Source organism: Micromonospora sp. NPDC093244 (assembly GCF_040683695.1).
Classification (GTDB): domain Bacteria; phylum Actinomycetota; class Actinomycetes; order Mycobacteriales; family Micromonosporaceae; genus Micromonospora.
The window spans coordinates 728,073-753,100 of sequence record NZ_JBFBEO010000002.1; the positions used below are offsets into that span (position 1 = coordinate 728,073).

20 protein-coding genes are annotated in these 25,028 nt (G+C 72.2%); 9 read left to right on the forward strand and 11 right to left on the reverse strand.

The annotated features are described in order from the left end of the window. Positions 1–6 precede the first annotated feature (6 nt). Positions 7–3,636, reverse strand: coding sequence for a transcription-repair coupling factor (gene mfd, locus AB0N27_RS13455; RefSeq protein WP_364368014.1), 3,630 nt, complete (start codon positions 3,634–3,636; stop codon positions 7–9). Positions 3,637–3,979: 343 nt separating this feature from the next. On the opposite strand from mfd, the gene AB0N27_RS13460 reads away from it, so the two are divergent. Beyond that, positions 3,980–4,891 carry a cyclase family protein gene (locus AB0N27_RS13460; RefSeq protein ID WP_364368017.1) on the forward strand — a complete coding sequence of 304 codons (912 nt, stop codon included), beginning with the start codon at positions 3,980–3,982 and terminating at the stop codon, positions 4,889–4,891. 108 nt (positions 4,892–4,999) lie between these two features. Beyond that, positions 5,000–5,917 carry an AraC family transcriptional regulator gene (locus tag AB0N27_RS13465; RefSeq protein WP_364368019.1) on the forward strand — a complete coding sequence of 306 codons (918 nt, stop codon included), beginning with the start codon at positions 5,000–5,002 and terminating at the stop codon, positions 5,915–5,917. A gap of 279 nt (positions 5,918–6,196) precedes the next feature. Here the strand turns inward: AB0N27_RS13465 and AB0N27_RS13470 are convergent, their stop codons facing one another. Continuing rightward, positions 6,197–7,237, reverse strand: coding sequence for a S66 peptidase family protein (locus AB0N27_RS13470; protein WP_364368022.1), 1,041 nt, complete (start codon positions 7,235–7,237; stop codon positions 6,197–6,199). A 70-nt stretch (positions 7,238–7,307) separates the two neighbouring features. Between AB0N27_RS13470 and AB0N27_RS13475 the strand changes: the two genes are divergently transcribed. Both AB0N27_RS13475 and ppc read left to right on the forward strand, forming a co-directional pair. Next, on the forward strand, positions 7,308–8,336 hold the full coding sequence (locus tag AB0N27_RS13475; RefSeq protein ID WP_364368025.1) for a hypothetical protein: 1,029 nt from the start codon (positions 7,308–7,310) through the stop codon (positions 8,334–8,336). Between the two features lie 128 nt (positions 8,337–8,464). Next, positions 8,465–11,251 (forward strand): phosphoenolpyruvate carboxylase, encoded by a 2,787-nt coding sequence (gene ppc / locus AB0N27_RS13480; protein WP_364368028.1) that lies wholly within the window; start codon positions 8,465–8,467, stop codon positions 11,249–11,251. 70 nt (positions 11,252–11,321) lie between these two features. Here ppc and AB0N27_RS13485 read toward each other — a convergent pair whose 3' ends face one another. Beyond that, positions 11,322–12,140, reverse strand: coding sequence for a hypothetical protein (locus AB0N27_RS13485; RefSeq protein ID WP_364368031.1), 819 nt, complete (start codon positions 12,138–12,140; stop codon positions 11,322–11,324). 54 nt (positions 12,141–12,194) lie between these two features. On the opposite strand from AB0N27_RS13485, the gene AB0N27_RS13490 reads away from it, so the two are divergent. Beyond that, positions 12,195–13,373, forward strand: a complete 1,179-nt coding sequence (locus AB0N27_RS13490) for a DNA recombination protein RmuC (protein ID WP_364368034.1) — start codon at positions 12,195–12,197, stop codon at positions 13,371–13,373. A gap of 1 nt (position 13,374) precedes the next feature. On the opposite strand, the gene AB0N27_RS13495 is transcribed toward AB0N27_RS13490, so the two are convergent. Then, entirely contained in the window at positions 13,375–13,812 is a 438-nt protein-coding gene (locus tag AB0N27_RS13495; RefSeq protein ID WP_364368036.1) for a hypothetical protein, read from the reverse strand. Positions 13,813–13,857: 45 nt separating this feature from the next. Next, positions 13,858–14,832: a 4-hydroxy-3-methylbut-2-enyl diphosphate reductase gene (locus AB0N27_RS13500; protein ID WP_364368038.1), complete on the reverse strand. Its 975-nt coding sequence runs from the start codon at positions 14,830–14,832 to the stop codon at positions 13,858–13,860. Between the two features lie 130 nt (positions 14,833–14,962). Between AB0N27_RS13500 and xseA the strand changes: the two genes are divergently transcribed. After that, positions 14,963–16,177, forward strand: coding sequence for an exodeoxyribonuclease VII large subunit (xseA, locus tag AB0N27_RS13505; RefSeq protein WP_364368040.1), 1,215 nt, complete (start codon positions 14,963–14,965; stop codon positions 16,175–16,177). 47 nt (positions 16,178–16,224) lie between these two features. After that, positions 16,225–16,446 (forward strand): exodeoxyribonuclease VII small subunit, encoded by a 222-nt coding sequence (locus tag AB0N27_RS13510; protein WP_364368042.1) that lies wholly within the window; start codon positions 16,225–16,227, stop codon positions 16,444–16,446. Between the two features lie 42 nt (positions 16,447–16,488). Here the strand turns inward: AB0N27_RS13510 and AB0N27_RS13515 are convergent, their stop codons facing one another. The 3 genes from AB0N27_RS13515 to AB0N27_RS13525 all read right to left on the reverse strand — a co-directional run bounded on the left by AB0N27_RS13515 (position 16,489) and on the right by AB0N27_RS13525 (position 19,260). Then, positions 16,489–17,340 carry a hypothetical protein gene (locus AB0N27_RS13515; RefSeq protein WP_364368045.1) on the reverse strand — a complete coding sequence of 284 codons (852 nt, stop codon included), beginning with the start codon at positions 17,338–17,340 and terminating at the stop codon, positions 16,489–16,491. A 236-nt stretch (positions 17,341–17,576) separates the two neighbouring features. Further along, a complete protein-coding gene (locus AB0N27_RS13520; RefSeq protein WP_364368048.1) occupies positions 17,577–18,398 on the reverse strand; it encodes a hypothetical protein in 822 nt (273 codons plus the stop codon). Between the two features lie 118 nt (positions 18,399–18,516). Further along, on the reverse strand, positions 18,517–19,260 hold the full coding sequence (locus tag AB0N27_RS13525) for a DUF4245 family protein (RefSeq protein ID WP_364368051.1): 744 nt from the start codon (positions 19,258–19,260) through the stop codon (positions 18,517–18,519). 156 nt (positions 19,261–19,416) lie between these two features. Between AB0N27_RS13525 and glpX the strand changes: the two genes are divergently transcribed. Together glpX and AB0N27_RS13535 are read left to right on the forward strand one after the other, a co-directional pair. Beyond that, a complete protein-coding gene (gene glpX / locus AB0N27_RS13530; RefSeq protein WP_357992627.1) occupies positions 19,417–20,448 on the forward strand; it encodes a class II fructose-bisphosphatase in 1,032 nt (343 codons plus the stop codon). Continuing rightward, entirely contained in the window at positions 20,445–21,416 is a 972-nt protein-coding gene (locus AB0N27_RS13535) for a DMT family transporter (RefSeq protein ID WP_364368055.1), read from the forward strand. The genes glpX and AB0N27_RS13535 overlap by 4 nt, the downstream gene beginning before the upstream one ends. Positions 21,417–21,464: 48 nt before the next feature. Here the strand turns inward: AB0N27_RS13535 and AB0N27_RS13540 are convergent, their stop codons facing one another. The 3 genes from AB0N27_RS13540 to AB0N27_RS13550 all read right to left on the reverse strand — a co-directional run bounded on the left by AB0N27_RS13540 (position 21,465) and on the right by AB0N27_RS13550 (position 24,949). Next, positions 21,465–23,156 carry a hypothetical protein gene (locus tag AB0N27_RS13540; protein ID WP_364368058.1) on the reverse strand — a complete coding sequence of 564 codons (1,692 nt, stop codon included), beginning with the start codon at positions 23,154–23,156 and terminating at the stop codon, positions 21,465–21,467. A 65-nt stretch (positions 23,157–23,221) separates the two neighbouring features. After that, entirely contained in the window at positions 23,222–24,190 is a 969-nt protein-coding gene (locus AB0N27_RS13545) for an NAD(P)/FAD-dependent oxidoreductase (protein ID WP_364370676.1), read from the reverse strand. Between the two features lie 105 nt (positions 24,191–24,295). After that, the gene (locus tag AB0N27_RS13550) at positions 24,296–24,949 is read right to left on the reverse strand and encodes a rhomboid family intramembrane serine protease (protein ID WP_364368061.1); all 654 of its coding nucleotides are present in this window, start codon (positions 24,947–24,949) and stop codon (positions 24,296–24,298) included. Positions 24,950–25,028 lie beyond the last annotated feature (79 nt).

Genomic DNA, 25,028 nt, shown 5'->3' on the forward strand with positions numbered 1-25,028 from the left:
CCCACCTCACGTGGCCGCGACGGCGAGCGGGGCGGGAGCACCGAGCACATCGGAGAGCAACTGGGCGCACCACTGCAACAGCGCCTGGTCGCGCAGCGGCTCACCACCGACCCGGCGGGTCGTCGGCCGGGGCACACTGACCTGGTCGGTGGCCTGCTTGTAGACCGCGTCCGGGTGGTAGCGCTTGAGCCGCATCTGCTTCGAATCGGGCAACGGCAGCGGACCGAACCGTACGTGCTTGCCCTGCATCGACACGTCCGTCAGGCCGTAGCGGCGGGCCAGCAGGCGGAACCGGGCCACCTCCACCAGGTTCTGCACCGGGGCCGGCGGCTCGCCGTACCTGTCGGTCATCTCGGCGACGACCTCGCGCAGCCGGTCCTCGTCGCGGGCCTCGGCGAGCTTGCGGTACATCTCCAGACGCAGCCGCTCCACGCCCACGTAGTCGTGCGGCAGGTGCGCGTCGACCGGCAGGTCGATCTTGACGTCGGTCTCCTCCTCCGGCCGCTCACCCTTGAACGCGGACACCGCCTCGCCGACCATCCGCACGTACAGGTCGAAGCCGACACCCTCGATGTGCCCGGACTGCTCGCCGCCGAGCAGGTTGCCGGCGCCCCGGATCTCCAGGTCCTTCATCGCCACGTACATGCCGGCGCCCAGTTCGGTGTGCTGCGCGATGGTCGCCAGCCGCTCGTGGGCGTGCTCGGTGAGCGGCTTCTCCGGCGGGTAGAGGAAGTACGCGTACGCCCGCTCCCGGCCCCGGCCCACCCGACCACGGATCTGGTGCAGCTGGGCCAGGCCGAGCAGGTCGGCCCGCTCCACGATCAGCGTGTTGGCGTTCGGGATGTCGATGCCCGACTCGACGATCGTGGTGCAGACCAGGACGTCGAACTCCTTCTCCCAGAAGCCGACCATCACCTTCTCCAGCGCGTCCTCGCCCATCTGGCCGTGCGCCACCGCGACCCGCGCCTCGGGCACCAGCTCCCGCAGCCGCCGCGCCGCCCGGTCGATCGACTCGACCCGGTTGTGCAGGTAGAAGACCTGCCCGTCGCGCAGCAGCTCGCGGTGGATGGACGCGGCCACCTGCCTGTCGTCCTGCGCGCCCACGAAGGTCAGCACCGGGTGCCGCTCCTCCGGCGGGGTGGCGATCGTGGACATCTCCCGGATGCCGGTGATCGCCATCTCCAGGGTCCGCGGGATCGGGGTGGCCGACATGCTCAGCACGTCCACCGACGCACGCAGCGTCTTCAGGTGCTCCTTGTGCTCGACGCCGAAGCGCTGCTCCTCGTCGACGATCACAAGGCCCAGCTGCTTGAACCGGGTCGCCGTCTGCAACAGCCGGTGCGTGCCGATGACGATGTCGACGGTGCCGTCGGCCACCATCTCCAGCGTCCGCTCGGTCTCCTTCGCGGTCTGGAACCGGGACAGCTGCCGGATCTGCACCGGGAACTGGCTCATCCGCTCGGCGAACGTGTTGTAGTGCTGCTGCACCAGCAGCGTCGTCGGCACCAGCACCGCCACCTGCTTGCCGTCCTGCACCGCCTTGAATGCCGCCCGGACCGCGATCTCGGTCTTGCCGTAGCCGACGTCGCCACAGATCAGCCGGTCCATCGGGACGGTCTGCTCCATGTCCCGCTTGACCTCGTCGATAGCGGCGAGCTGATCCGGCGTCTCCTGCCAGGGGAACGCGTCCTCCAACTCCCGCTGCCAGGGCGTGTCCGGGCCGAACGAGTGCCCCTTGGACGCCTTGCGCGCCGCGTACAGCTGGATGAGCTGCGCGGCGATCTCCCGGACCGCCTTGCGGGCCCGCGCCTTGGACTTCTGCCAGTCCGAGCCGCCCATCTTGTGCAGCGTCGGCTGCTCACCGCCCACGTAACGGGAGAGCTGGTCGAGCTGGTCGGTGGGCACGAACAGCCGGTCGCCGGGCTGGCCGCGCTTGCTGGCCGCGTACTCGATGACCAGGTATTCCCGGCTCGCGCCGTTCACCGTGCGCTGCACCAGCTCGACGTACCTGCCGATGCCGTGCTGCTCGTGCACCACGAAGTCGCCGGCCTTGAGCTCGAGCGGGTCGATCGTGTTGCGCCGCCGGCTGGGCATCTTGCGCATGTCCCGCGTCGAGGTGCCCCGACCGCCTGTCACGTCGTTGCCGGTCAGCACCACGAAACGGGACGACTCGTCGACGAACCCGCTGCTCAGCGCCCCGCAGGTGACCACCAGGTCACCGGGGGCGGGTGCGGTCGGGACCTCCTCGGTCAACCGGGCGCCCAGCCCAGCGTCGCGCAGCACCTCCACCGCCCGCTGGGCGGGGCCGTGCCCCTCGAAGACCAGCGCGATCGACCAGCCCTCGCCGGCCCAACGCTTCAGGTCGTCGACGACCCGGCTGGTCTCACCGTGGTAGAGCGGGGCCGGCTGGGCGGCGAGGGTCACCGCGATGGCGTCGTCAGGGGTGACCGACGCCTGCTCGGGCGCGTCCTCCCAGGGCTGGCGCGTCTCGGTGGCCCCCGCCTCCACCAGCCCGAACGGGGACAGCGTCCACCACGGCTGGCCGAGCCTGCCGGCGACGGCGCGCACCTCGGCGAGGGTGCGGAAGGCGGCAGCGCCGACGTCCACCGGGGCCTGGCCACCGACCGCGGCGGCGGCCCAGCTGGCCTGAAGGAACTCCTCCGAGGTACGCACCAGATCGTGTGCCCTCGTGCGGATGCGCTCCGGGTCGCACAGCAGCACGTGGGTGCCGGCCGGCATCGCGTCCAGCAGCAGCTCCAGCGAGTCGGGGCCGACCAGCACCGGGGCGAGGGACTCCATGCCCTCCACGGGGATGCCCTCGGCGAGCTTGTCGAGGATCTCCGCCAACTCCGGGTGCTGCTCGGCCAGCGCGGCGGCCCGCTCCCGGACCGCAGGGGTCAGCAGCAGCTCACGGCAGGGCGGCGCCCACAGCAGCGGAACCTGCTCGATGGTCCGCTGGTCGGCGACGGCGAAGGTGCGGATCTCCTCCACCTCGTCGCCCCAGAACTCGACCCGGGACGGGTGCTCGTCGGTGGGCGGGAAGGCGTCGAGGATGCCGCCGCGTACCGCGAACTCGCCCCGCTTGGTGACCAGGTCCACCCGCGCGTACGCCATGTCCGTCAACCGGCGGGCGACCTCCTCCAGGTCCGCCTCCTCGCCGGCAGCGAGCTGCACCGGCTCCAGGTCGCCCAGGCCCTTGAGCTGCGGTTGGAGCAGCGAACGGACCGGCGCCACCACCACCCGCAGCGGCTCGGTGCCACCGTGCGCGTCGGTCGACTCCGGATGCGCCAGCCGACGCAGAACAGCCAACCGCCTCCCGACGGTGTCGGAGCGGGGCGACAGCCGCTCGTGGGGCAGCGTCTCCCAGGAGGGGAACACCACCACCTGCTCGGACGGCAGCAACCCACCCAGGGCGGCGGCCAGGTCGTCGGCCTCCCGTGTAGTGGCGGTCACCGCCAGCACGGGCCGCCCGGCGCCCTCGTTGTCGGCGGCGACCGCCGCGACGGCGAACGGGCGCAGCGCGGCAGGGGCGGTGATGTCGAGGCCGTCGACCCGGGCGGCACCGGAGCGCGCCAGGTCACGCGCCCGGGCCAGCCCCGGGTCGGCCAGGGCGGCGGAGAACAGACCGGTGAGCATGTGATCACTTCCAGGGGAGTCGACGCACACGACGGCTGCCCCTCGTCCGGTCGGACGGGGGGTGCACGACAACCAGACTAGCCCCGTCCACCGACAGCCACCCCCTTCCGCCCAGGTCCAACCCCGCACCCGGCGCCCCGCACCCCGCACCCCGCACCCAAGATCCGGACAACTTCCGGGAAAGTGCGCCATCACGGCGCGCTGAGGCAGCACTTTCCCCGAAGGTGCGCGGATCTCCACGGCGCAACGCGCGAGGAACCCGCCGCGCGGTGCACCTGGGCCTCCGCCGGCGCGGGACGTGCGGATCTTGACCGGGGCGGGGGGTCGTGATCGGGTTTGGGGCATGGATAGGCAGTGGCGGGTGCAGTTCGACGCGGAGGTGAGCTTCGCGAACGGCGGCGGGTTGCGCACCGAGGGGTTCCGGCTGGACGTCCAGGGTCGGGAGATCAGTGACGAGGATCTGGCCGCGCTCTTCGTGCGGCACCTCGGGCTGCTGATGGTCTCCGACGTCCGGATCAGCGCCAAGACGATCATCGAGGAGCCGCACAAGGGGGGCCGGAGTGTGACCGGGGTACCCGGCACCGGCCGCCGGCTCGTCGAGTTGAGCCATGTGATCAGCGACGGGATGGTGACGCTGCCCGGCTGGACGGCGCCCCGGATCAGCGACTGGTTGACCTTCGCGGACTCCCGGGCGAACTACGCCCCGGGCACCGAGTTCCACGTGGCCCGGATCGACCTGATCGCCAACACCGGTACGTACCTGGACACTCCGGCCCACCGGTGGGCCGGCGGCGACGACCTGACCGGGGTGCCGCTGGACCGGCTCGCCGATCTGCCCGGGGTGGTGGTCCGGGTCCCCGCGGGCGCCCGGGCGGTGGACCGGCTGATGCTGGCGCCGTACGAGGTGGCGGGGCACGCGGTGCTGCTGCACACGGGGTGGGATGCGCACTTCGGGACCGAGCGGTACGCCGCGCCGGAGGCGCCGCATCTCACCGGGGAGGCTGCCCGGGCGCTTGCCGACGCCGGTGCCGCCCTGGTCGGGATCGACTCGATCAACATCGACGACATGGGCCCGGCGGCCGGCGGCGAACGCCCCGCGCACAGTACGTTGCTGGCCGCCGGCATCCCGATCGTGGAGCATCTGACCGGCCTGGACGCGCTGCCGCCGAGCGGCTTCCGGTTCACGGCGGCTCCGCCGATGGTGGCCGGCATGGGTACCTTCCCGGTTCGCGCCTTCGCGGTGGTCGACGGCTGACGCCGCGAGGCCGGTCCGCAGAACGTGGGGGTGGACCGGGGGCGGGTGGGCCGACACCATCGGGGGAGGACGAAAGATCGCCATGCCGGTCGTGAGCCAGGAGGGACGATGCCCGCAGAAGGCACCGGGAGTGACCCGCGCCGCCGCACCACTCCGGCGCGATGGCGGGTGCTGGGGCACCCGGACGGAATGTTGATCTATCAGGTGCACTGCATCGTCGAAAACCACGGCTGGACGGAGACCGTCGCCGAGGACCGCCACAAGATCGTGCTGGGCCGCTCCGGTGCGTACCGGCGTCGGCTCAACGGACGTGTCGGGCTCTCCGACGCCACCTCGGTCCTTGTGACCCGGCCCGGCGACGAGATGTCGGTCGCGCACCCGTTCGGCTGCGGCGACTCGTACACCTGCCTGGAGATCGATCCGGCGGTGCTGGCGGAACGCAAGGACGCCGAGCGCTGGCTGGACCAACGGGGCTGGGCCGGCACCTCGGACGCCACGCTGGACCTGGCGCACCGCCTGCTGGTGGCGGAGTTCCGGCGCGGGCTGGACGGGTTCGAGATGGCCGAACGGCTGCAACGGTTCCTGGCCCGTCTGCTGCACCACAGCACCCTCAGCTCTGACGACGCGGACGCAGAGGTGGAGCGGGCGGTACGGCGACGACCGGCGACACTGGCCGCGCACCGGCGGCTCGCCGACCGGGCCCGGGAGGTGCTGGCCAACTCCGGCTTCACGATGAGTCTGGACGAGGTGGCGCGCGAGGTGGGCAGCTCACCGCACCACCTGAGTCGGGTGTTCCAGCGCATGACGGGCAGCAGCCTGACCGCCTACCGGAACCGGCTGCGGGTGCGGGAGGTGCTGAACACGCTCGCCGAGCCGGACGGGCGCCCGCTCGGCGCGCTCGCCACCGAGTACGGCTTCGCCGACCAGGCACACCTGACCCGGGTGGTCCGCGAGCAGGTAGGTCATCCACCGGCCCGACTGCGCCGACTGCTCACCGCAGGCGGTGACGCGAGCGGAACGGCCTGACCTGCCGCACCGCAGACCACGACGGCGGAACGATCGCGTGGAGGTGCCGCACGTGGGGTGTACGGCACCTCCACGGGCGCGCGCCGAGGCGGCCCGCCAAGGTCCGGGCGGGCGTCGGACCTCCCCGAACAGGTCCGCGTGCCGCGCTCCGCCAGCCGTCGCTGGTGGCTCCCGGACCGACACGGACCATCCTGCCGACGCGCGCCCACCCCGGTCTTGAACAAAATTGCTCACTCACCAGAGCCCGCGCCGGGACGGGACAGCCCGAGCCGGCACCGGTCAGTAGCGCACCGCGATCCGGTGGTCGACAGCGTCGACCCGGATCTCCCCTCCGTACGGGATGATCAGCTGCGGGTCGGTGTGGCCGAGGTCGACGTCGAAGACCACCACGGCGTCCGGGTTGTAGGTGGCGAGCGCGCGGGTGATCGCGGCGCGTTGGGCCTCGCCCCACGCGAGCCGTTCCGGCACCGAGTGGGGCTTGTCGAAGTCCCACGCCTTGGGTCGGCCCACGACGACGGCCGGGAAGGCGGCGAGCAGTCCGCGTTCCCCCATGTTCCGCACGATCCGAAACACCTCCCGGGCGCCGGGCAGTTCGTTCGAGGTCTCGAAGACCAGTACGGATCCGGTCAGCTCGTCGGCGGTCGGCACCCGGTCGGTGGCCATCAGCCAGTGCAGGATCTCCAGGCAGCCGCCCCAGGTGCGTCCCTGCACCACCCGCGCCGGCCCCTGCCAGCGCCAGCCCGAGCCGGGCAGCATCTCCGGTTCGTACGCCAGCGCCTCGGGCTCCTGCCACGGGTTCGGCCGGTCTCCCCAGAGCGGCGCGGGGGTCAGGTCGTACCAGCCGGTGGTGAACAGCGCGGCGCGCAGCGAGTCGAAGGTCAGCGGGTGCGGCGCGCCCGGGCGACCGAGGTGCACCAGCACCGAACCGCCGTGGTACGCCACGATCCCCAGCCGGTACAGGTGGTTGAGCACGTTCGTGTTGTCGGAGTAGCCGAAGTAGGGCTTCGGATTGGCCCGCAGCACGTCGTCGTCGAGGTGCGGGGTGACCGTGATCAGGTCGTCTCCGCCGACGGTGGCGAGCACCGCGGTGATGCCCGGGTCCGCGAAGGCGGCGGTCAGGTCACGGGCCCGGTCGCGCGGGTCCGCTCCCGCAGCGCGGGTGGTCGGGTACTCGACGGGCTCCAGGCCGAACTCCTCGCGCAGCCGGCGCAGCCCCAACTCGTACACGTGGGGGAAGACGGCCGGTAGGCCGGCGGAGGGCGAGACGACCGCGACCCGGTCGCCCGGCCGTGGTTTCGGCGGGTAGCTCAGCGACACCATGCTCAGAAGCTAGCGGCCCGGCCAACCGGTTTCCCCCGGCGGAACCCCAACCGAGACATAGGCTGACAAGGTGGACCAGACGCCGCACGGTGGATCCCGCGACTGGGCGCCGCGCAGCATCGGGCTGCTCCTCGGCACCCTCGCGCTGGCCACCGCGTTCATCGCTGCCTACGTGGGGGCGCTGCACCAACCCACACCCCGGGACCTGCCGGTCGGCGTCGCCGCCGGCGACCAGCGCGCCGAGGGGACGCTCGCCGCGGTGCGCGACCAGAGCACAATCATCAAACCCATCGGGTACGACGACCCGGACGCCGCCGAACACGGCCTGCTCAGCCGCTCGGTGTACGCGGTGCTCAGCAGCCGGGACAGCGGTCTTCTCCTCACCGTCGCCAGCGCGTCCGGCCCCTCCGCGACAAGCGCGATCCGTGCGGTGCTGACCACCGCTGCGGCCCGCTCCAACACGCCGCTCGAGGTCGTCGACGAGGTGCCGGTCCCCTCGGCCGACCCGCGCGGAGTGGTGCCCTTCTACCTGAACGTCGGGTTCGTGCTCGGCGGGTACCTCGCCTCCACAGTGCTCGGCATCTCCGCCGGCACCACCCCGCGTACGGCGCGTCGCGCCGGGCTGCGGATCGCCGCGCTCGCGGTCTACAGCGTGCTGCTCGGCATCGCCGGCGCGCTCGTGGTCGGTCCCGGCCTGGACATCTGGCACCACGACGTACCGACAATCGCCGCCATCGGCGCGCTCGCCGTCTTCGCCGCCGCGATGCTCGCCAGCGCCATCCAGGGGTGGCTCGGAGTCGCCGGCACCGCGCTCGTCATCCTGCTGCTCGTCGTGCTCGGCAATCCCGGCTCGGGCGGCATCTACGCGCCGGAGTTCCTGCCCACGCTGCTGCGCGGCATGCACACCTGGAACATCCCCGGACTCGCCAACGACCTCACCAAGGCGGCTGTGTACTTCGACTGGCGGTCGGCGGGCTGGCCGGCGGCGGCGCTCGCCCTCTGGGCGCTCCTCGGCGCTGTCGGACTGGTCACCGCCAGCCTGGTCCGCGGTCCCCGCGTGGGTGCCTCCCTCCCCGCCCCGACCCGGGACGGTGGTTGAGATCACGTCCGAATCGACCCTTTGCGGGCGGGAGATCCGGCGGGGCCCCTCCTGCCATCCGGGTCCACGCGGATACGATCCAGGAAGTCGGACAGCGCTGTCCTTCGTACCAACGTAAGGAGCGCATCGTGACCGACCAGCACGACCACGACGGCCCGGACGCCGCGCTGCGCGCCGACATCCGCCGGCTCGGCACCCTGCTCGGGCAGACCCTGGCCCGCCAGGAGGGCCGCCCGCTGCTCGACCTCGTCGAGGAGATCCGCGCCCAGGTCCGCAGCGACGCCCCGGCTGCCGCCCAGCGGCTCGGCGGGCTCGACGTGACCACAGGCACCAAGCTCGCGCGGGCCTTCTCCACCTACTTCCACCTGGCCAACATCACCGAGCAGGTGCACCGCGCCCGCGACCTGCGCCGCCGCCGCGCGGTACAGGGCGGCTGGCTGGACCAGGCCGCCAAGATGATCGCCGAGCGCGGCGTACCGGCCGAGGAGATCGCCAACGCCGCCCGCCGGCTGGCCGTCCGACCGGTCTTCACCGCGCACCCCACCGAGGCGGCCCGCCGCTCGATCCTGTCCAAGTTGCGGGCCATCGCCGACGAGTTGGACACCGAGACCGCGAACGCGATCCTCTACGGCGCCAGCGACGAGGGCCCGGCGAACCGCCGCCTCGCCGAGCTGCTCGACCTGATGTGGCAGACCGACGAGCTGCGGCTGGACCGACCGGACCCGACCGACGAGGCCCGCAACGCCATCTACTACCTGCGCGACCTGTACGCCGAGGCCGCCCCGCAGGTGCTCGACGACCTGGCCGACACGCTGCGGACGCTCGGCGTGGAGACCTCGCCGACGGCCCGCCCGCTGAGCTTCGGCACCTGGATCGGCGGCGACCGGGACGGCAACCCGTTCGTCACCCCGGCTGTCACCCGCGAGGTGCTGAACATCCAGCACGAGCACGGCATCGCGGCCACCGAGAAGGCGATGGACCACCTGATCAACGAGGTGTCCGTCTCCCGCCGGCTGCGCGGGGTGTCGCTTGACCTCTCCGCCAGTCTCGCCGCCGACCTGGACGCGCTGCCCGAGGTGGCGCAGCGCTTCCGCCGGGTCAACGCCGAGGAGCCGTACCGGCTCAAGGCGCGCTGCGTGAAGGCGAAGCTGGCCAACACCCGGCAGCGGCTGCGCATGGGCACCGCGCACGTCCCGGGACGGGACTACCGCGGTTCCGCCGAGCTGGTCGCCGACCTGGAGCTGCTGCGTGCCTCGCTGGCCCGCAACTCCGGGCAGCTCACCGCCGTCGGCCGGCTGGCCTCCACCATCCGTACGGTGTCCGCGTTCGGCCTGCACCTGGCCACCATGGACGTCCGGGAGCACGCCGAGGCGCACCACGCGGTGCTCGCCCAGCTGTACGAGGCGGTCGGCGAGGTCGCGGACTACCCGGCGCTGACCCGGCTGGAACGCACCAAGCTGCTCGCCGACGAGCTGACCGGCCGCCGGCCGCTGTCCACCCTGGACACTCCGCTCACCGAGGCGACGCGCAAGACGTTCGACGTGTTCAGCACGATCCGTGAGGCACAGGACCGGTTCGGCAGCGAGGTGATCGAGTCGTACATCATCTCGATGACCCTGGGCGTGGACGACGTGCTTGCCGCGGTGGTGCTGGCCCGCGAGGCCGGGCTGGTGGACGTGCACAGCGGACGGGCCCGGATCGGCTTCGTGCCCCTGCTGGAGACCCCCGCCGAGCTGAACGCCGGAGGGGAACTCCTCGACGAGCTGCTGTCGCTGCCCGCGTACCGGTCGCTGGTGGCGGCCCGGGGTGACGTGCAGGAGGTCATGCTCGGCTACTCGGACTCGAACAAGGAGGCCGGGATCACCACCAGCCAGTGGTCGATCCACCGGGCGCAGCGCGCGCTGCGGGACGTGGCCGCCCGGCACGGTGTGCACCTGCGGCTGTTCCACGGCCGGGGCGGCACGGTGGGGCGTGGCGGCGGGCCGACGCACGAGGCGATCCTCGCCCAGCCGTACGGCACGCTCGACGGCGCGATCAAGGTGACCGAGCAGGGCGAGGTGATCTCCGACAAGTACACGCTGCCCTCGCTGGCCCGGGAGAACCTCGAACTCACCCTCGCCGCGGTGCTCCAGGCGACGCTGCTGCACACCGCACCCCGGCAGCCGGCCGAGATGCTGGAACGCTGGGACGCGACGATGGACGTGGTGTCCGAGTCGGCATTCCGGTCGTACCGGTCGCTGGTGGAAGATCCGGACCTGCCGGCGTACTTCTGGGCGTCCACGCCCACCGAACTGCTCGGCGCACTGAACATCGGCTCCCGGCCGGCGAAGCGCCCGAACACCGGCGCGGGGCTGTCCGGCCTGCGGGCCATCCCGTGGGTGTTCGGCTGGACGCAGACCCGGCAGATCGTGCCGGGCTGGTTCGGCGTCGGTTCGGGGCTGGCCGCCGCCCGGGAGGCCGGGCTGGCCGACGTGCTGGCCGAGATGCACCGCAACTGGCACTTCTTCCGCACGTTCCTGTCGAACGTCGAGATGATGCTGACCAAGACCGACCTGAGCATCGCCCGCCGGTACGTCGAGACGCTGGTCCCGAAGAAGCTGCACCCGATCTTCGAGCAGATCGAGCGGGAGTACGAGCTGACCAAGCGGGAGGTGCTGGCGGTGACCGCCTCCCCGGCCCTGCTGGAGAACTCGCCAGTGCTCCAGCGCACCCTCGCGGTCCGCGACACCTACCTGGAGCCGCTGCACCACCTCCAGGTGGCGTTGCTGCGGCAGTACCGCGATTCGGGTGCCGCCGGCCGGGCGGTGGCCACCGCGCCGGGCGGCCGCCGCGCGCCGAGTGACGGCACCGCCCTGGAACGCGCGCTGCTGACCACTGTGAACGGCATCGCCGCCGGTATGCGCAACACCGGCTGACCTGTCGGAACGACGAAACAGGCCCCGGTCACCACGACCGGGGCCTGTTTCGCATGTCATTCACCGACTGTCAGAAGTCGCCCCCGCCGAAGTCACCGCCACCGAAGTCACCCCCACCGAAGCCTCCGCCGAAGTCACCGCCGGCGTAGTCGCCGCCACCGAAGTCGCCGCCGGCGTCGCCACCCGGGTCACCGCCGAAGTCCTGGTCGCCGCCGTCCCCGCCCTGGTCGGCTCCGTCGCCGAAGCCCTCCTGGTAGCCCTCCTCGTACCCGTACCCCGGGTCGGCGAAGGCAGGCGAGAACAGCGCGTCGGCGATCAGGATGCCGCCCAGCACACCGGCGCCCGCGCCCAGCGCCGTCTTCCACCACGGCGTCGAATACCAGCCGGCCGGCACCGGCCGGCCCTGGTAACGCCCACCCGGGTAGTAGTAGGGCGTTTCCCGACCCGGCTGCGGACCGGCCCGGAAGGTCTGGCCCTGCACGTCGACCGTGCGCTCCTTGGTGAGCTGCCCGACACCACGCGCGGCGGCAAGCGTCGGCAGCTCGGGCCCGGGGTCGATGCCCATCGCGGTACGCGCCGCCCGGATGTACGCCAGCCCCTCCAGCGCGGTCTCGCGGGCCAGCGCGAACTGGTGCGGCGTGGACGCCTGCTCCAGCTGCGAACCCGCCGCGTTGTACCGCTCGCCGGCGTCGGCGAGCGCCTGCCGGACCGCCGGCTCCTCGCCCTGGAGGTTCATCAACTGGCCGCCGAGGCGCTCGTACCAGCGGTGCGCCTCCGCGCGCGCGTCGCCCAGCTCGGTGCGTCGACGGGCGGTGGCCTGAGCGCGGATGAGCGCCGCGGCGCCCAGCGCGCCGACCAGCACAACCGCGAGGCAGAGCACAAGTTCCATGTCAACGAACGTACCCCCGGGTGTCACGTCGTACCCGTCTGGCAAGCTCCGGTGATGGACGTCTCGACGCTGCTGCTGGTGATCGTGTGCCTCGGCGTCGGCGGTGCGGTGGGTTGGCTCGCGGCCCGGTCCCGGTCGGTGGCCGACATCGCCCGCCTCGACGCCACCCTGGCCGCCACCCGCGAGGGCGAGGGGCGGCTGGAGCAGTCCATGCGGGCGTTGAGCTACGAGGCCACCGCGCAGTCCCAGGAAGCGGTGGCCCGGGCGGTCGCTCCGCTGCACGAGACCCTGCGCCGCTACGAGCAGCGGGTGGCCGAGCTGGAGCACGACCGGGTCGACGCGTACGCGGAGCTGCGGGAGCAGGTGCGCTCGATGAGCGCGGTCTCCGGCGAGCTGCGTACGGAGACGAAACAGCTGGTGGCGGCGCTGCGCGCACCTCAGGTGCGGGGCCGGTGGGGTGAGCACCAGCTACGCCGGATCGTCGAGGCGGCAGGCATGCTTGAGCACTGCGACTTCTCCGAGCAGGTCACGGCCGCCACCGACCAGCAGGTCGTCCGCCCGGATCTCGTGGTCCGGCTGCACGGCGGGCGGTCGGTGGTGGTGGACGCGAAGGCGCCCTTCGACGCGTACCTGACGGCGATGGAGGCCCGCGACGAGCGCGGCCGGGACACCCACCTCGACGCGCACGCCCGGCACCTGCGCGGGCACGTGGACGCCCTGGCCGCGAAGTCGTACTGGTCGGCGTTCGACAACTCACCGGAGTTCGTGGTGCTGTTCGTGCCCGCCGACCCGTTCCTCGACGTCGCGTTGCAGCGTGACCCGTCGCTGCTGGAGCACGCCTTCGCCCGCAACGTTGTCCTCGCCACGCCGGCCACCCTTGTCGCACTGCTCCGCACTGTTGCCTACTCGTGGCGCCAGGAGGCGCTGGCCCGCAACGCGCTGGCGGTGCACACCCTGGCCCGGGAGCTGTACGGCCGGTTGTCCACGCTCGGCGACCACGTGGGCAAGCTCGGGTCGTCGCTGGCCGGGGCGGTGACCGCGTACAACCGGGCGGTCGGGTCGCTGGAGGCCCGGGTGCTGGTCAGCGCCCGCAAGCTCGCCGAGCTGGGTGTCTCGGACGAGGAGTTGGCCACGCCGGCGCAGGTCGAGTTGACGCCCCGGCAACCGCAGGCACCCGAGCTTGTCGACGCGGCCGACGACGGGGTGGCGGCCGGCGAGCCCACCCGTCCCTGAGTCAGGCGGGCTGGGCGTTCTCCACCTGGAACGGGGTGCCCTGCTGGCAGGTGGTCATCACGCCCGCCTCCACCCGACCGGTGACGGTGACCTTCGCGCCGGCGCGCAGCACGTCCCGTGGGCCGCCCAGCAGCAGGTAGCCGTCGAGCAGCACGCAGTTCGGCTCCACACCGGCGGTGACCGTGCCGGTGAGCGTGGTCGCGCCCACCGGCGGCGGCGGCGTGGGGCCACCGGGCTTCGGGCGTCCCGGCGGGGTCGGCGTGGTGGTCACGCCCGGGCCGGGAGTCGCCGGCACGGCCGTGGACGGCGACGGCTCCGGACTGGGCTGGTCGGTCGCCGACGCGCTCGGGCCGGGCGTGGTGGGGTCGTTCGTTCCGCCGCAGGCGGCAAGTGCCGCGCACAGCACGACTGCGGGTACGGCGAGCCGAGAGATCCTCATACCCGTATCCGACGTGCCGCGTCGCCGAGCCGTTCCCTCAGGCATTCAGCCGCGCGCCGCGGCGGCCTTCATGTCCCGCTTGAGCTCCTGCGGCAGCGAGAAGGTGAGCCGCTCGTTGGCGGTGGTGATCTCCTCCACGTCGCCGAAGCCGCGCGCCGCGAGGTGGGCCAGCACGTCCTTGACCAGGTCCTCAGGGACGCTCGCGCCGGAGGTCAGGCCGACCGTGGTGGCGCCCTCCAGCCAGGCGTCGTCGATCTCGTGGGCGAAGTCGATCAGGTGACCGGCGCGGGCGCCGGCGTCCAGTGCGACCTCGACCAGGCGGACCGAGTTGGAGGAGTTCGTCGAGCCGACGACGAGCACCACGTCACAGTCGGCGGCGATCTCCTTGACCACGTGCTGCCGGTTGGAGGTGGCGTAGCAGATGTCGTCGCTGGGCGGCGACTGGAGCAGGGGCAGCCTCTGCTTGAGCCGGGCCACCGTCTCCAGCGTCTCGTCCACCGAGAGCGTGGTCTGGGAGAGCCAGACCACCTTCTCCGGGTCGCGGACGGTGATCTTGTCGGCGTCGTCCGGGCCGTCCACGAGCTTGATGTGCGCGGGAGCCTCACCGGCGGTGCCGATGACCTCCTCGTGCCCCTCGTGGCCGATCAGCAGGATGTCGTAGTCCTCGGCGGCGAACCGCTTCGCCTCCTGGTGCACCTTTGTGACAAGCGGGCAGGTCGCGTCGATCGCCTTCAGCGAACGCGCCTTGGCCTGCTCGTACACCTCCGGTGCCACGCCGTGCGCGGAGAAGATGACAGTGGCGCCCTCGGGCACCTCCTCGTTCTCCTCCACGAAGATCGCACCCTGGGCCTCCAGGGTCTGCACGACGTGCTTGTTGTGCACGATCTGCTTGCGGACGTAGATCGGGGCGCCGTAGAGCTTGAGCGCCTCCTCGACGGTCTGCACGGCGCGGTCGACACCTGCGCAGTAGCCGCGGGGCTTGGCCAGGAGCACGCGCTTGCCGGTCCGGAGATCAGTCACCCGTCCATCCTACGTGCCGCCCCGCACCCCCCTCCGCGTTGATCATGAAGTTGTTGCTCCGACACGCCGGCACGGAGGGCGACAACTTCATGATCGACGGGCCGGACGGGGTGGGTCGTAGGGTGGGCGGGTGACTGAGGGGGCGCGGAGCAGCGCGGAGGAGCCTTGGCCCGTGCGGGTGGTCAGCCAGAAGGTGGGCGCATGGATCGCGAAGCTGGGCTGGGTCTGGGTGGATGGGCAGGTGGCGCAGATCAGCCGCCGGCCCGGTGCCAGCACTGTCTTTCTCACCCTGCGTGACCCGTCGGCCGACCTGAGCCTCACCGTCACCACCAACCGGGACGTCCTCGACATCGGTGCGCCGGAGCTGCGTGAGGGCGCCCGGGTGGTGCTGCACGCCAAGCCGGAGTTCTACGCCGCCCGGGGCACGCTGAGCCTGCGCGCCGACGAGATCCGCCAGGTCGGGCTCGGTGAGCTGCTGGCCCGGTTGGAGAAGCTCAAGAAGCTGCTCGCCGCCGAGGGGCTCTTCGACCGGGCCCGCAAGCGCCGGCTGCCGTTCCTGCCCGGCCGGGTCGGGCTGATCACCGGGCGCGCCTCGGCTGCCGAACGGGACGTGCTGACCAACGCCAGGCGTCGCTGGCCGGCGGTGGAGTTCCGCACGGTGAACGTGGCGGTGCAGGGCCCGTCCGCCGTTCCGCAGATCGTCGACGCGCTCAAGGTGCTGGACGCCGACCCGACCATCGACGTGATCATCATCGCCCGGGGCGGCGGCGGCATCGAGGACCTGCTGCCCTTCTCCGACGAGGCGCTGTGCCGGGCGGTGTTCGGCTGCCGTACGCCGGTGGTCAGCGCCATCGGCCACGAGACGGACGCGCCGCTGATCGACTACGTGGCCGACGTCCGGGCTTCCACCCCCACCGACGCGGCCAAGCGGGTGGTGCCCGACCTCACCGAGGAGGTACGCCTCATCGGCCAGGCCCGGCACCGGCTGCACCGGGCGGTGCGCAACCTGGTCGACCGGGAGGCCCACCGGCTCGACAGTCTGCGGTCCCGGCCGGTGCTGGCCCGACCTCAGGTGATGGTCGAGCAGCGGACGACCGACCTGGCCGCTCTGCGCCAGCGGGCCGGACGCTGCCTGGACCACCGGCTGGCCGGTGCCGAGGACGAGCTGCGGCACACCCTGGCCCGGCTGCGCGCGCTGTCCCCCGCCGCCACCCTCGACCGGGGGTACGCGATCGTGCAGCGCGCCGACGGCCACGTGGTGCGCGCGGCGACCGAGGTCGGCAAGGGCGATCCGCTGCGGGTACGACTGGCCGACGGCGAACTGGCCGTCACGGTCGACGGCTGAGTGGTGGGGCGCGATGAGACAAACGCGGTGTGCTGAGATGGGACGCGATGACTGACGACACGAAGGCCGGGCCGGACGAGCGGCTCAGCTACGAGCAGGCCCGCGCCGAGCTGGCGTCGGTGGTCGAGCGGCTGGAGGCCGGCGGCACGTCCCTTGAGGAGTCGCTGGCGCTCTGGGAGCGCGGTGAGGCCCTGGCGGTGATCTGTCAGCGCTGGCTTGACGGCGCCCGGGCGCGGATCGACTCCGCCCGGCAGGAGCAGGCCTCCTGAGCGTCGGGTGGGATGGCCGGAGCCACCCCACCCGTACGAGCGTCAGTTGAACAGGCTGTACAGCTCGGCCGGCGCCTCGACGACCTGGTCCGCCGGCGGCTTCTGCGCGGCGGTGGCGGTCCCGTAGTCGGAGTACGTCATCTTGATCTCCTGGGCGGCGGTCTGCCCGGCGGCCGGAAGCTGCAACACCAGCTCGCTGAGCCGGCCCTGCGGGTCCACCTTCGCGGTGAACGGGACGGTCTTCGCCTGGGTGCCCAGCGCGGCGATCGTGGCGGCGTTCAGCGAGCCGGCCTCGGCGGCCTTGGTGACGTCGATGGTGCCCGCGTACGCGCCGGTGCCGGTGCTGCGTACCTCGGTGATGCCCTGGGTGAGGACGGCGCTGCCGGCCGGGTCGACCTTGTCGAAGTCGAAGCCCAGGTTCTTGTTGCCCTTGATCCGGGCCTGGTCGAGGTGCTGGTACTTGCCCAGGTTGAGCTGCTTGATGGCGGGCAGGCTGTTGGCGGTGGGGCCGGTCAGCTCCAGCTTGACCCAGCTGTCCGGCTTGAAGTGGATCACGTCGAGCTTCATCGCCAGGTCGGACGAGGGGCCGCCGATGGCGATCTTCATGGCCGCGCTCTGGCTCGGCTGGTGCACCTGCCCCTCGGCGGTGGAGCCGGCGGCGGTGAGGGTGAATCGGAAGTTGCCGTTGCTGATCTCCTTGGTGGAGTCGAGCAGCGCCTGCTTGGCGTCACCCGCCACCGGTGCTCCGCCGGACGGGCTCGCCGAGCCGGACGCGCTCACGGTCGGGGACGCCGTCGATCCGGCGGTGCCGGTGCCGCCGCTGGCGCAGGCGGCCAGGGCGGGCGTGAACAGGGCGGCGGCTACCAGGCCTGCGCCGAGTCGTCGAACAGTCATGCGTGTCTCCCAAGAGGGTCACCCGACAACCTGGACGGCGCCGGAAACCGGGCGACGCAGCAGCACCGTCGGCTGCGCCGCGCGACCCGGGCCGAGCAACGTGCCCAGGGTCACCCCCTCTCTGTTCCCTGTCGGCCCGTCGGACAATCACCCTTCTGTCCGGTTGCTCGAAAGGGTGAGGCCCGGAAAGGCGGAACCGGGGCGGCCAACGGCCACCCCGGTTCCGTGGATCAGACCTACTTGAACATCTCGTACGTCTCGGCCGGCGCCTCGACGACCTTGTCCGCCGGCGGCTTCTTCGCGCCGGTGCCGGCCCCGTAGCCGGTGTAACCGATCTTGACCTCGTGCGCGGCGGTCTCGCCGGCGGCCGGAACCGAGATGACCAGCTCGGTGAGCCGGCCCTGGGGGTCCAGCTTCGCGGTGAACGGCAGCGCCTTGGCCTGGGCACCCAGGGCGGTCACGACCTCCTCGTCGAGGGCGGCCGAGTCGGTCGCGGCGGTGGTGATGTCGATCTTGCCGGCGTAGGCGCCCTCGCCGGTCTTCTGCACCTCGGTCATACCCTTGACCAGTGCGTCGCTGGCCAGCGGGTCAAGCGTCTCCGGGTCCAGCTGGAGATCCTTGATGTCCTTGATCTTGGTCTTGTCGAGGTGCTGGTACTTGCCCTTGTTCTTCGTCGCGCCGGGGATGGCGGCGGCCATGGCACCGCCCATGTCCATCTTCACCCAGCTCTCCGAGTCGATGTAGATCATGTCCATCTCGATCGACACGTCCTCGGACGCGTCACCGAACTTCACAGTGAACTGCGCGCTGTTGCTCGGCTTGTGCACCAGACCGCCGCCGGTCGTGTCGGCGCCGGCCAGGGTGAAGGTGAAGTCGCCCTTGCCGAGCTCCTTCGTGGAGGCGAGCAGCGCCTCCTTGGGGTCGGCCGGGACCGCCGGGGCGGACGGGGACGAACCCGAGGCCGCAGGCTTGTCGTCCGTGTCGGAGCCGCACGCAGCGAGAGCCGGCACGAGCAGGGTGGCGGCGAGGAAGCCGTAGCTCCACCGTCGAATGTTCACGAAGATTCCACTCCAAGACAGGGGAAAAAATATCCGGCTGCGACATCTGCCGGATCTGAGCCGTGGGAGCGTAACGGATCTTCGCTGCCGTCCGGGTCCGCCGATCGGCGGATCCGGTTCAGCGCAGGGCGGTGGCGAGTTCGCGTAGCTCGTTGTCCCGGGCGTCGCCGATGACCAGCACCGTACGGGTCGGCTCCAGCAGAACGAGTGCCTGCTGGTTGCCGCGCGCGGTGTAGCGCTGCCAGGTCCGCCCGGCCAGCTCGGTCGGACCCTGCGGCTGACCCTGGTCGGTCAGCTCGGCGGGCAGCAGCCGCTCCGCCGGCACGCTGCTCTGCACCAGTTGGACGCCCCGCCCCTCCGGTGTGAGGTAGCCGATACGGAGGTTCGCGCCCCCGTCGACCGTCTGGTAGCGGGCGCTGACGGTGCGCCAGTCGGAGCCGAGCCCCTGCGGTTGGCTCACCGGGAACACGTTCGCCGAGCGGGCCTGCTCGATCGCCGGGGCCGGGTCGACGGTGGTGGCCTGGTCGCCGCCGAGGAAACCCCGGTAGAACGCCAGCAGCAGCGCGATCGGGACCAGCAGCACCAGCAGCGAGATCGCCATGTCCTTCGGCGACCGCTCGGATCTGGCGGACTCCCGTCGTGGCGGCGGCGCCGGCCACTCACCGGTCTCGGTGGCGGCGTCGCCCCGGGCCGGCTCGGCGGTGGGCCCGGGCTCGACAAGCGCCGGCTCGCCGTCCGGCGGGGACGTCGGAACTGTCGCGGCAGGCTCACCGCCGGGGCCGGCGGGGACGCCGGCCGGCGGTTGGCCCTCCGGCAGTGTGCGGTCGGCGGGTACGCGGTCAGCTGGCTGTGCGGGTTCCACCCCGTCATCTTCGCAGCCGCCCGACCGGCGGTATCCGGGCCATCACCGCCCCGCGCCGACGCCCGGTCGGCCATCGTGTGAGGATCAGCGACAAAGCCGGCGGCGGGGAACACCCTGCCACCGGTCGTCCCCGCACCGTCGCGAGGAGGAGCCGTCATGACGAACACCAGGACGCGGATCCCACAGGATCTCGACCGCAACCTTGCCCTCGACCTGGTCCGGGTCACCGAGGCCGCGGCGATGGCCGCCGGCCGCTGGGTCGGCCGGGGCGACAAGGAGGGCGGCGACGGAGCCGCCGTCGACGCGATGCGCAAGCTGATCAACTCGATCCAGATGCGTGGCGTGGTGGTGATCGGCGAGGGCGAGAAGGACAACGCCCCGATGCTCTTCAACGGCGAACACGTAGGTGACGGCACCGGCCCGGAGGTGGACGTCGCGGTCGACCCGGTCGACGGCACCACGCTGATGAGCAAGGGGATGCCGAACGCCCTCGCGGTGCTCGCCGTCTCCGAGCGGGGCGCGATGTTCGACCCGAGCGCTGTCTTCTACATGGAGAAGCTCGCGGTCGGCCCGGCGTACGCCGACGTGATCGACATCAACGCCGGGGTGGCCGAGAACCTGCGCCGGATCGCGAAGGTCAAGGGCACCGACGTCTCCGAGGTGACGGTCTGTGTGCTGGACCGCAGCCGCCACGACGACCTCGTCACGCAGATCCGCCGGGCCGGGGCGGGCATCCGCTTCATCTCCGACGGCGACATCGCCGGTTCGATCGCCGCGGCGCGGGGAGAGTCCGACGTCGACGTGCTCATGGGCATCGGCGGCACCCCGGAGGGCATCATCTCCGCCTGCGCGTTGAAGTGCATGGGCGGGGCGATGCAGGCCAAGCTCTGGCCGCGCGACGCCGAGGAGCGGGAGAAGGCGCTCGCCGCCGGGCACGACCTGGACCGGGTGCTGGGCACCGACGACCTCGTCACCGGAGACAACTGCTTCTTCGTGGCCACCGGCGTCACCTCCGGCGACCTGCTGCGCGGGGTGCGCTACCGGGCCGGCGGCGCGTACACCCAGTCGATCGTGATGCGCTCCAAGAGCGGCACGATCCGGGTGATCGACTCGTACCACCGTCTGGAGAAGCTGGCGCTCTACTCAGCCGTCGACTTCGACGGCCGACCGCTGGCCGAGCAGGAGTGATCGACACCGGCACCGCGACACCGCAGGCCCTCTCCGCGACGCGCCGGATCGCCGGCGTCGCGCTGGCGTCGTTCTCCGGGGTCGCGGTGGCGGTGCAGTCCCGCATCAACGGCGAGTTGGGCGTACGTCTGGCCGACGGGTTCGCCGCGGCGGTGGTGTCGTTCGGGCTGGGTCTGCTGGTGCTGCTGGTGCTCGTGCCCGCCACCCCCGGCGGGCGGCGTGGGCTGGTCGCGCTGCGGCGGGCGCTCGCCACGGGGACGCTCCGGCCGTGGCAGTGCCTCGGTGGCATGTGCGGGGCGTTCCTGGTCGCCTCCCAGGGGCTGACCATCGGCTCGCTGGGGGTTGCCGTCTTCACCGTGGCCGTGGTCGCCGGGCAGAGCGGCAGCAGCCTCGCCGTGGACCGGGCCGGCATCGGTCCGACCGGTCGACAGCCGGTCACCCGGCAACGGCTGGCCGGTGCGGTGCTCACCGTGCTCGCGGTCGTCCTGGCGGTCGGTGACCGGCTGGGTGCACCGGGCACGCTGCTGCTGGCCCTCCTTCCGCTGCTCGCCGGGGTGGGCACCGCCTGGCAGCAGGCGGTCAACGGGCGGGTCCGGGCGGCGGCCGGGAGCGCGCTGACCGCCACCCTCGTCAACTTCGCCGTCGGCACGACAGTCCTGCTCATCGCGTTCGCGATCGACATCGCGGTACGCGGCCGGCCGACCGGTCACCTGCCGAGCGAGCCGTGGCTCTACCTGGGCGGCCCGATCGGCATCGTGTTCATCGCGATCGCCGCCGCGATAGTGCGTTTCACAGGTGTCCTGCTGCTCGGCCTGGCCACCATCGCCGGTCAGATCGTCGGGGCGGTCCTGCTGGACCTGGTGCTGCCCACGGCTGCCTCGCACCCGGGGCCGAACACCCTGCTCGGCGCCGGGCTGACCATGGTGGCCGTCCTGGTCGCCGCGCTGGCGCCTCCCGCCCGCCGCTGACCGGGCCGCCCCCGGACCGCACGACGCAGAGCCCGCCGGACGACCTGCTCAGCGCGGTGGCAGCTGCGACGGGTAGGGCGGATCCGGCACCGCCGGTGGGCCCGCAGGGTGCGGCGGATGAGGAGAGGGCGGATACGCGTAGGGCGCGTTCGGATAGGGCGGGTACGGCGGGCGCGGCCGGTACCGGCGTTCGTACGCGCGAGCCGGGTCGACAAACCGGGAGATCCGGATCGCCAGCAACACACCCGGCACCGTGGCCAGTAGGGCGATCGCCACAGCGACCCTGCCCTGCGGAGGGTTGCCGAACAGCCAACCGACGAGCGGCAACCCGGCCAGGAGCGCGGTGAGCAGAAGCCCGGTCAGCGCCCAACCGATCCACCGGGATGACGCGCCCTGGTAACGGGCCCGGACGAGCAGAGCCACCGCCGTCAGCACGCCCATCGGCAGCGTGACAGCCGCCAGGGCCATGAACGTGAGGCCGTCGTCCTCACGGTCCCACACCGCGGCCAACGGGCTCGCCGCGACAAGCATCGACAGGCCGCCGGCGAACCCCCACCAGCGTGGACCCTCACCGCGGCGGATCGCCAGGTGACTGGCGAGCACGGTGACCGCGCAGCCGAGGGTGAGCGCGAGCGCCACGGCGAGCAGCAGGTCCGTCCGGCGGTCACCGGGGCCGCCGTCCAGCGGGGGCGGATCTTCCCAGCGGGCCTCCTCCGAGAACCGCCCCTCCAGGAAGCCCTTCCGCTGCCACGCGCCATCCGACCCGCGGTGCAGGATGCCGTCCCGGCCGTTGGCGACGAGCACCTCGTGGCCTCCGCCGGCGGCGGGATAGACGATCAGGTCCCGGGAGGCGAAGTGCCGGTTGACGTCACCCGGGTTGTAGGACTGGCGGGCCAGCCCCTCGCGGCGCGCGTCCGACACCTCCCACGCCACCCGCCACGTCGTACCCGCGTCGTCGCTCTGCTCCACCCGCAGGTGACCCTCGACCGCCCGGTAGCACCGCTGCGGCTCGGCCGGCACGCACGCCTGCCGCTGCCCGGCGCCCTGGCCGGACAACCGCCGCTCCTCGTCGAGGGTGGCGTTGCGCCAGGTGATTCCCCGGTTCTCGCTGACCAACCACGACCCGTCGGCCGGCCGGGTCGGCCAGTCCCGGCTGTCGTATCCCATGCCGGCCGAGATGGCCGGTTGACCGTCGAGCAGCGCGGTGCTCACCGCGTAGGGGTAGTAGACCGCGCTGGTGGCGGCCACCGCCAGCACCGCGGGCGGCAGCACCACAAGCAGCCGGACCGTCCGGGCGGTCCGTCGACGCACCGGCCGGCGGCGCGAACGCGTCCAGCTCCACCAGGCCAGGGCGACCGCGGGCAGGGTGAGCAGATCGGTCCGATCGGCCCGGACCAGCGACGGACCGGCCAGCACGGTCCACGCCGACGAGGCCAGTTCGGCGGCGTACCCGCTGGATTTGACGACCGCGAACCCGGCGCCCACCGACGCCAGGGCGACAAGCGCGGCGGCCCGGGCGGGCAACCGCGGCACCAGGAGGGTCAGCAGCACCGCGACCAGCGGCGGGGTGAGCACCAGGCCCGCGACGTCGCTCAGCTTGCCGGTCAGCAGGCCCGGGAAGGCCGCCTTCAGTACGTGGTCGTTGACCAGCAGCACGGCCAACGCGAGCAGGGTGCTGGGATGGCAGAGCCAGGACAACGTCGTCGACGCGCCGTCGCGTGGTGTCTCGGGATCCGTCATCCCCCCAGGGTCGGGGCGGCCAGTCTCGATCCGGACACGGAGCGGTCAGTGTCCGATACCGACGGTCAGCCGGCGTCGGAGGAGTGCCCCGGGAAGAGGTGTGCGCTCGGGTCGATGGCCACCGCCGCGTTGTTGACCGCGGTGGCCGCCTCGCCGAAGCCGGTGGCGATCAGCCGGACCTTGCCCGGGTACTCGGTGATGTCACCGGCCGCGAAGACCCGGGGGAGGTTGGTGGCCATGGCGCTGTCCACCAGGATGTGCCGGCGGTCCAGCCGCAGTCCCCATTCGGCGAGAGGGCCCAAATCGGCGGTGAAGCCGAGCGCCGCGACCACCGTGTCGACGGGCAACGTCTCGGTCGCGCCACCGCGTACGGTCACCTCGGCCCCGGTCACCGCGCCCTCTCCGAAGAGCCTGGTGACCTCGGCGTTGACCACCACCCGGACCGGCAGGGACAGCACTCGGGCGACAGTCGAGGCGTGCGCCCGGAACTTCTCCCGCCGGTGTACGAGAGTCACCGAACGGGCCAGCGGTTGCAGAGCCAACGCCCAGTCGAAGGCGGAGTCACCGCCACCGACGATCAGCACGTCCCGATCGGTCAGCTCCGCCGGCTCGGTCACGAAGTAGACGATCCCGCTTCCGGGAGCCGCGTCGGCGCAGGGCAACGGCCGAGGACTGAAGCTGCCCAGCCCGCCGGTGACCACCACGGCGCCGCAGCCGAGCTGCTCACCACCGGCCAGGCCCAGCACCGGCCGCTCGTCGGCGTACGAGAGCTTCTCGGCCCGGGTGTTGAGCAGGTACTGCGGGCCGAACGGCGCCGCCTGGGCCACGAGGTTCGCCACCAGGTCCCGGCCCTTGACGGCGGGAAACCCGGCCACGTCCAGGATCAGCTTCTCCGGATACATCGCGGTGACCTGACCACCTGGCTCGGGCAGCGCGTCGATCACCGCCACCGACAACCCCCGGAACCCGGCGTAGTACGCGGCGAAGAGGCCGGACGGCCCGGCCCCGATCACGGCGATGTCGACCTCACGCATGGCGTACCGTCGCTTTCCGCTCACGGATCAACGCTTGCTGATCTCGACGGTAGGCGGGTGGCAGCGGTCGGGCAAGCATGTCCCAGAGGCGCGCCGACGAGCAGGTCAGGGCAGGCTGAGCGTGGACCCGGAGTAGTCCGGACCTTCGACTGTGGGCCTGCGGCGACGGAACAGGATCGCGGCGACCACCCCGCCGAGCAGCCCGAACAGGTGCCCCTGCCAGGAGATCCGCTCGTCGGTGGGGAGGATGCCGACGAGCTGCCACCCGTAGAGCAGGCCGACCAGCAGGAAGACCGCGAAGTTCCACCAGCTGCGCTCGACGATGCCCCGGGTGAGCAGGATGCCCAGGTAACCGAAGATCACCCCGCTGGCGCCGACCACCACCGAGTTGGGCGAGCCGGTGAACCAGACGCCGAGCCCGCTCACCAGGATGATGATCAGGGTCGACCAGAGGAATCGGCGGGCGCCGGCGGCGAGCACGAACGTGCCGAGCAGGATCAGCGGGATGCTGTTGCTGTACAGGTGGTCGAAGCCGTGGTGCAGGAACGGGGAGAAGAAGACCCCGTCCAGGCCGTCGATGCGGTGCGGGATGATGCCGGCCGTGGCGTCGAGGCCGAACGCGAGCCCCTGGTCGACCGCCTCGATGAGGAAGAGGAACGGGACCACCGCGCACATGGCGACGAAGGCCCGGCCGAGCGCGGCGTAGAACGCCTCGGTGCCGAACCGGAAGGGGTCGCCGCTTGGCGGGTGCAGGCTCACCCCCCAACTGCTATCAGCAAAAAGGGTCCGCCGCCACTCGCGTCCCGTACGCCCACCGGGTGGACGCGCGACGGCGGGG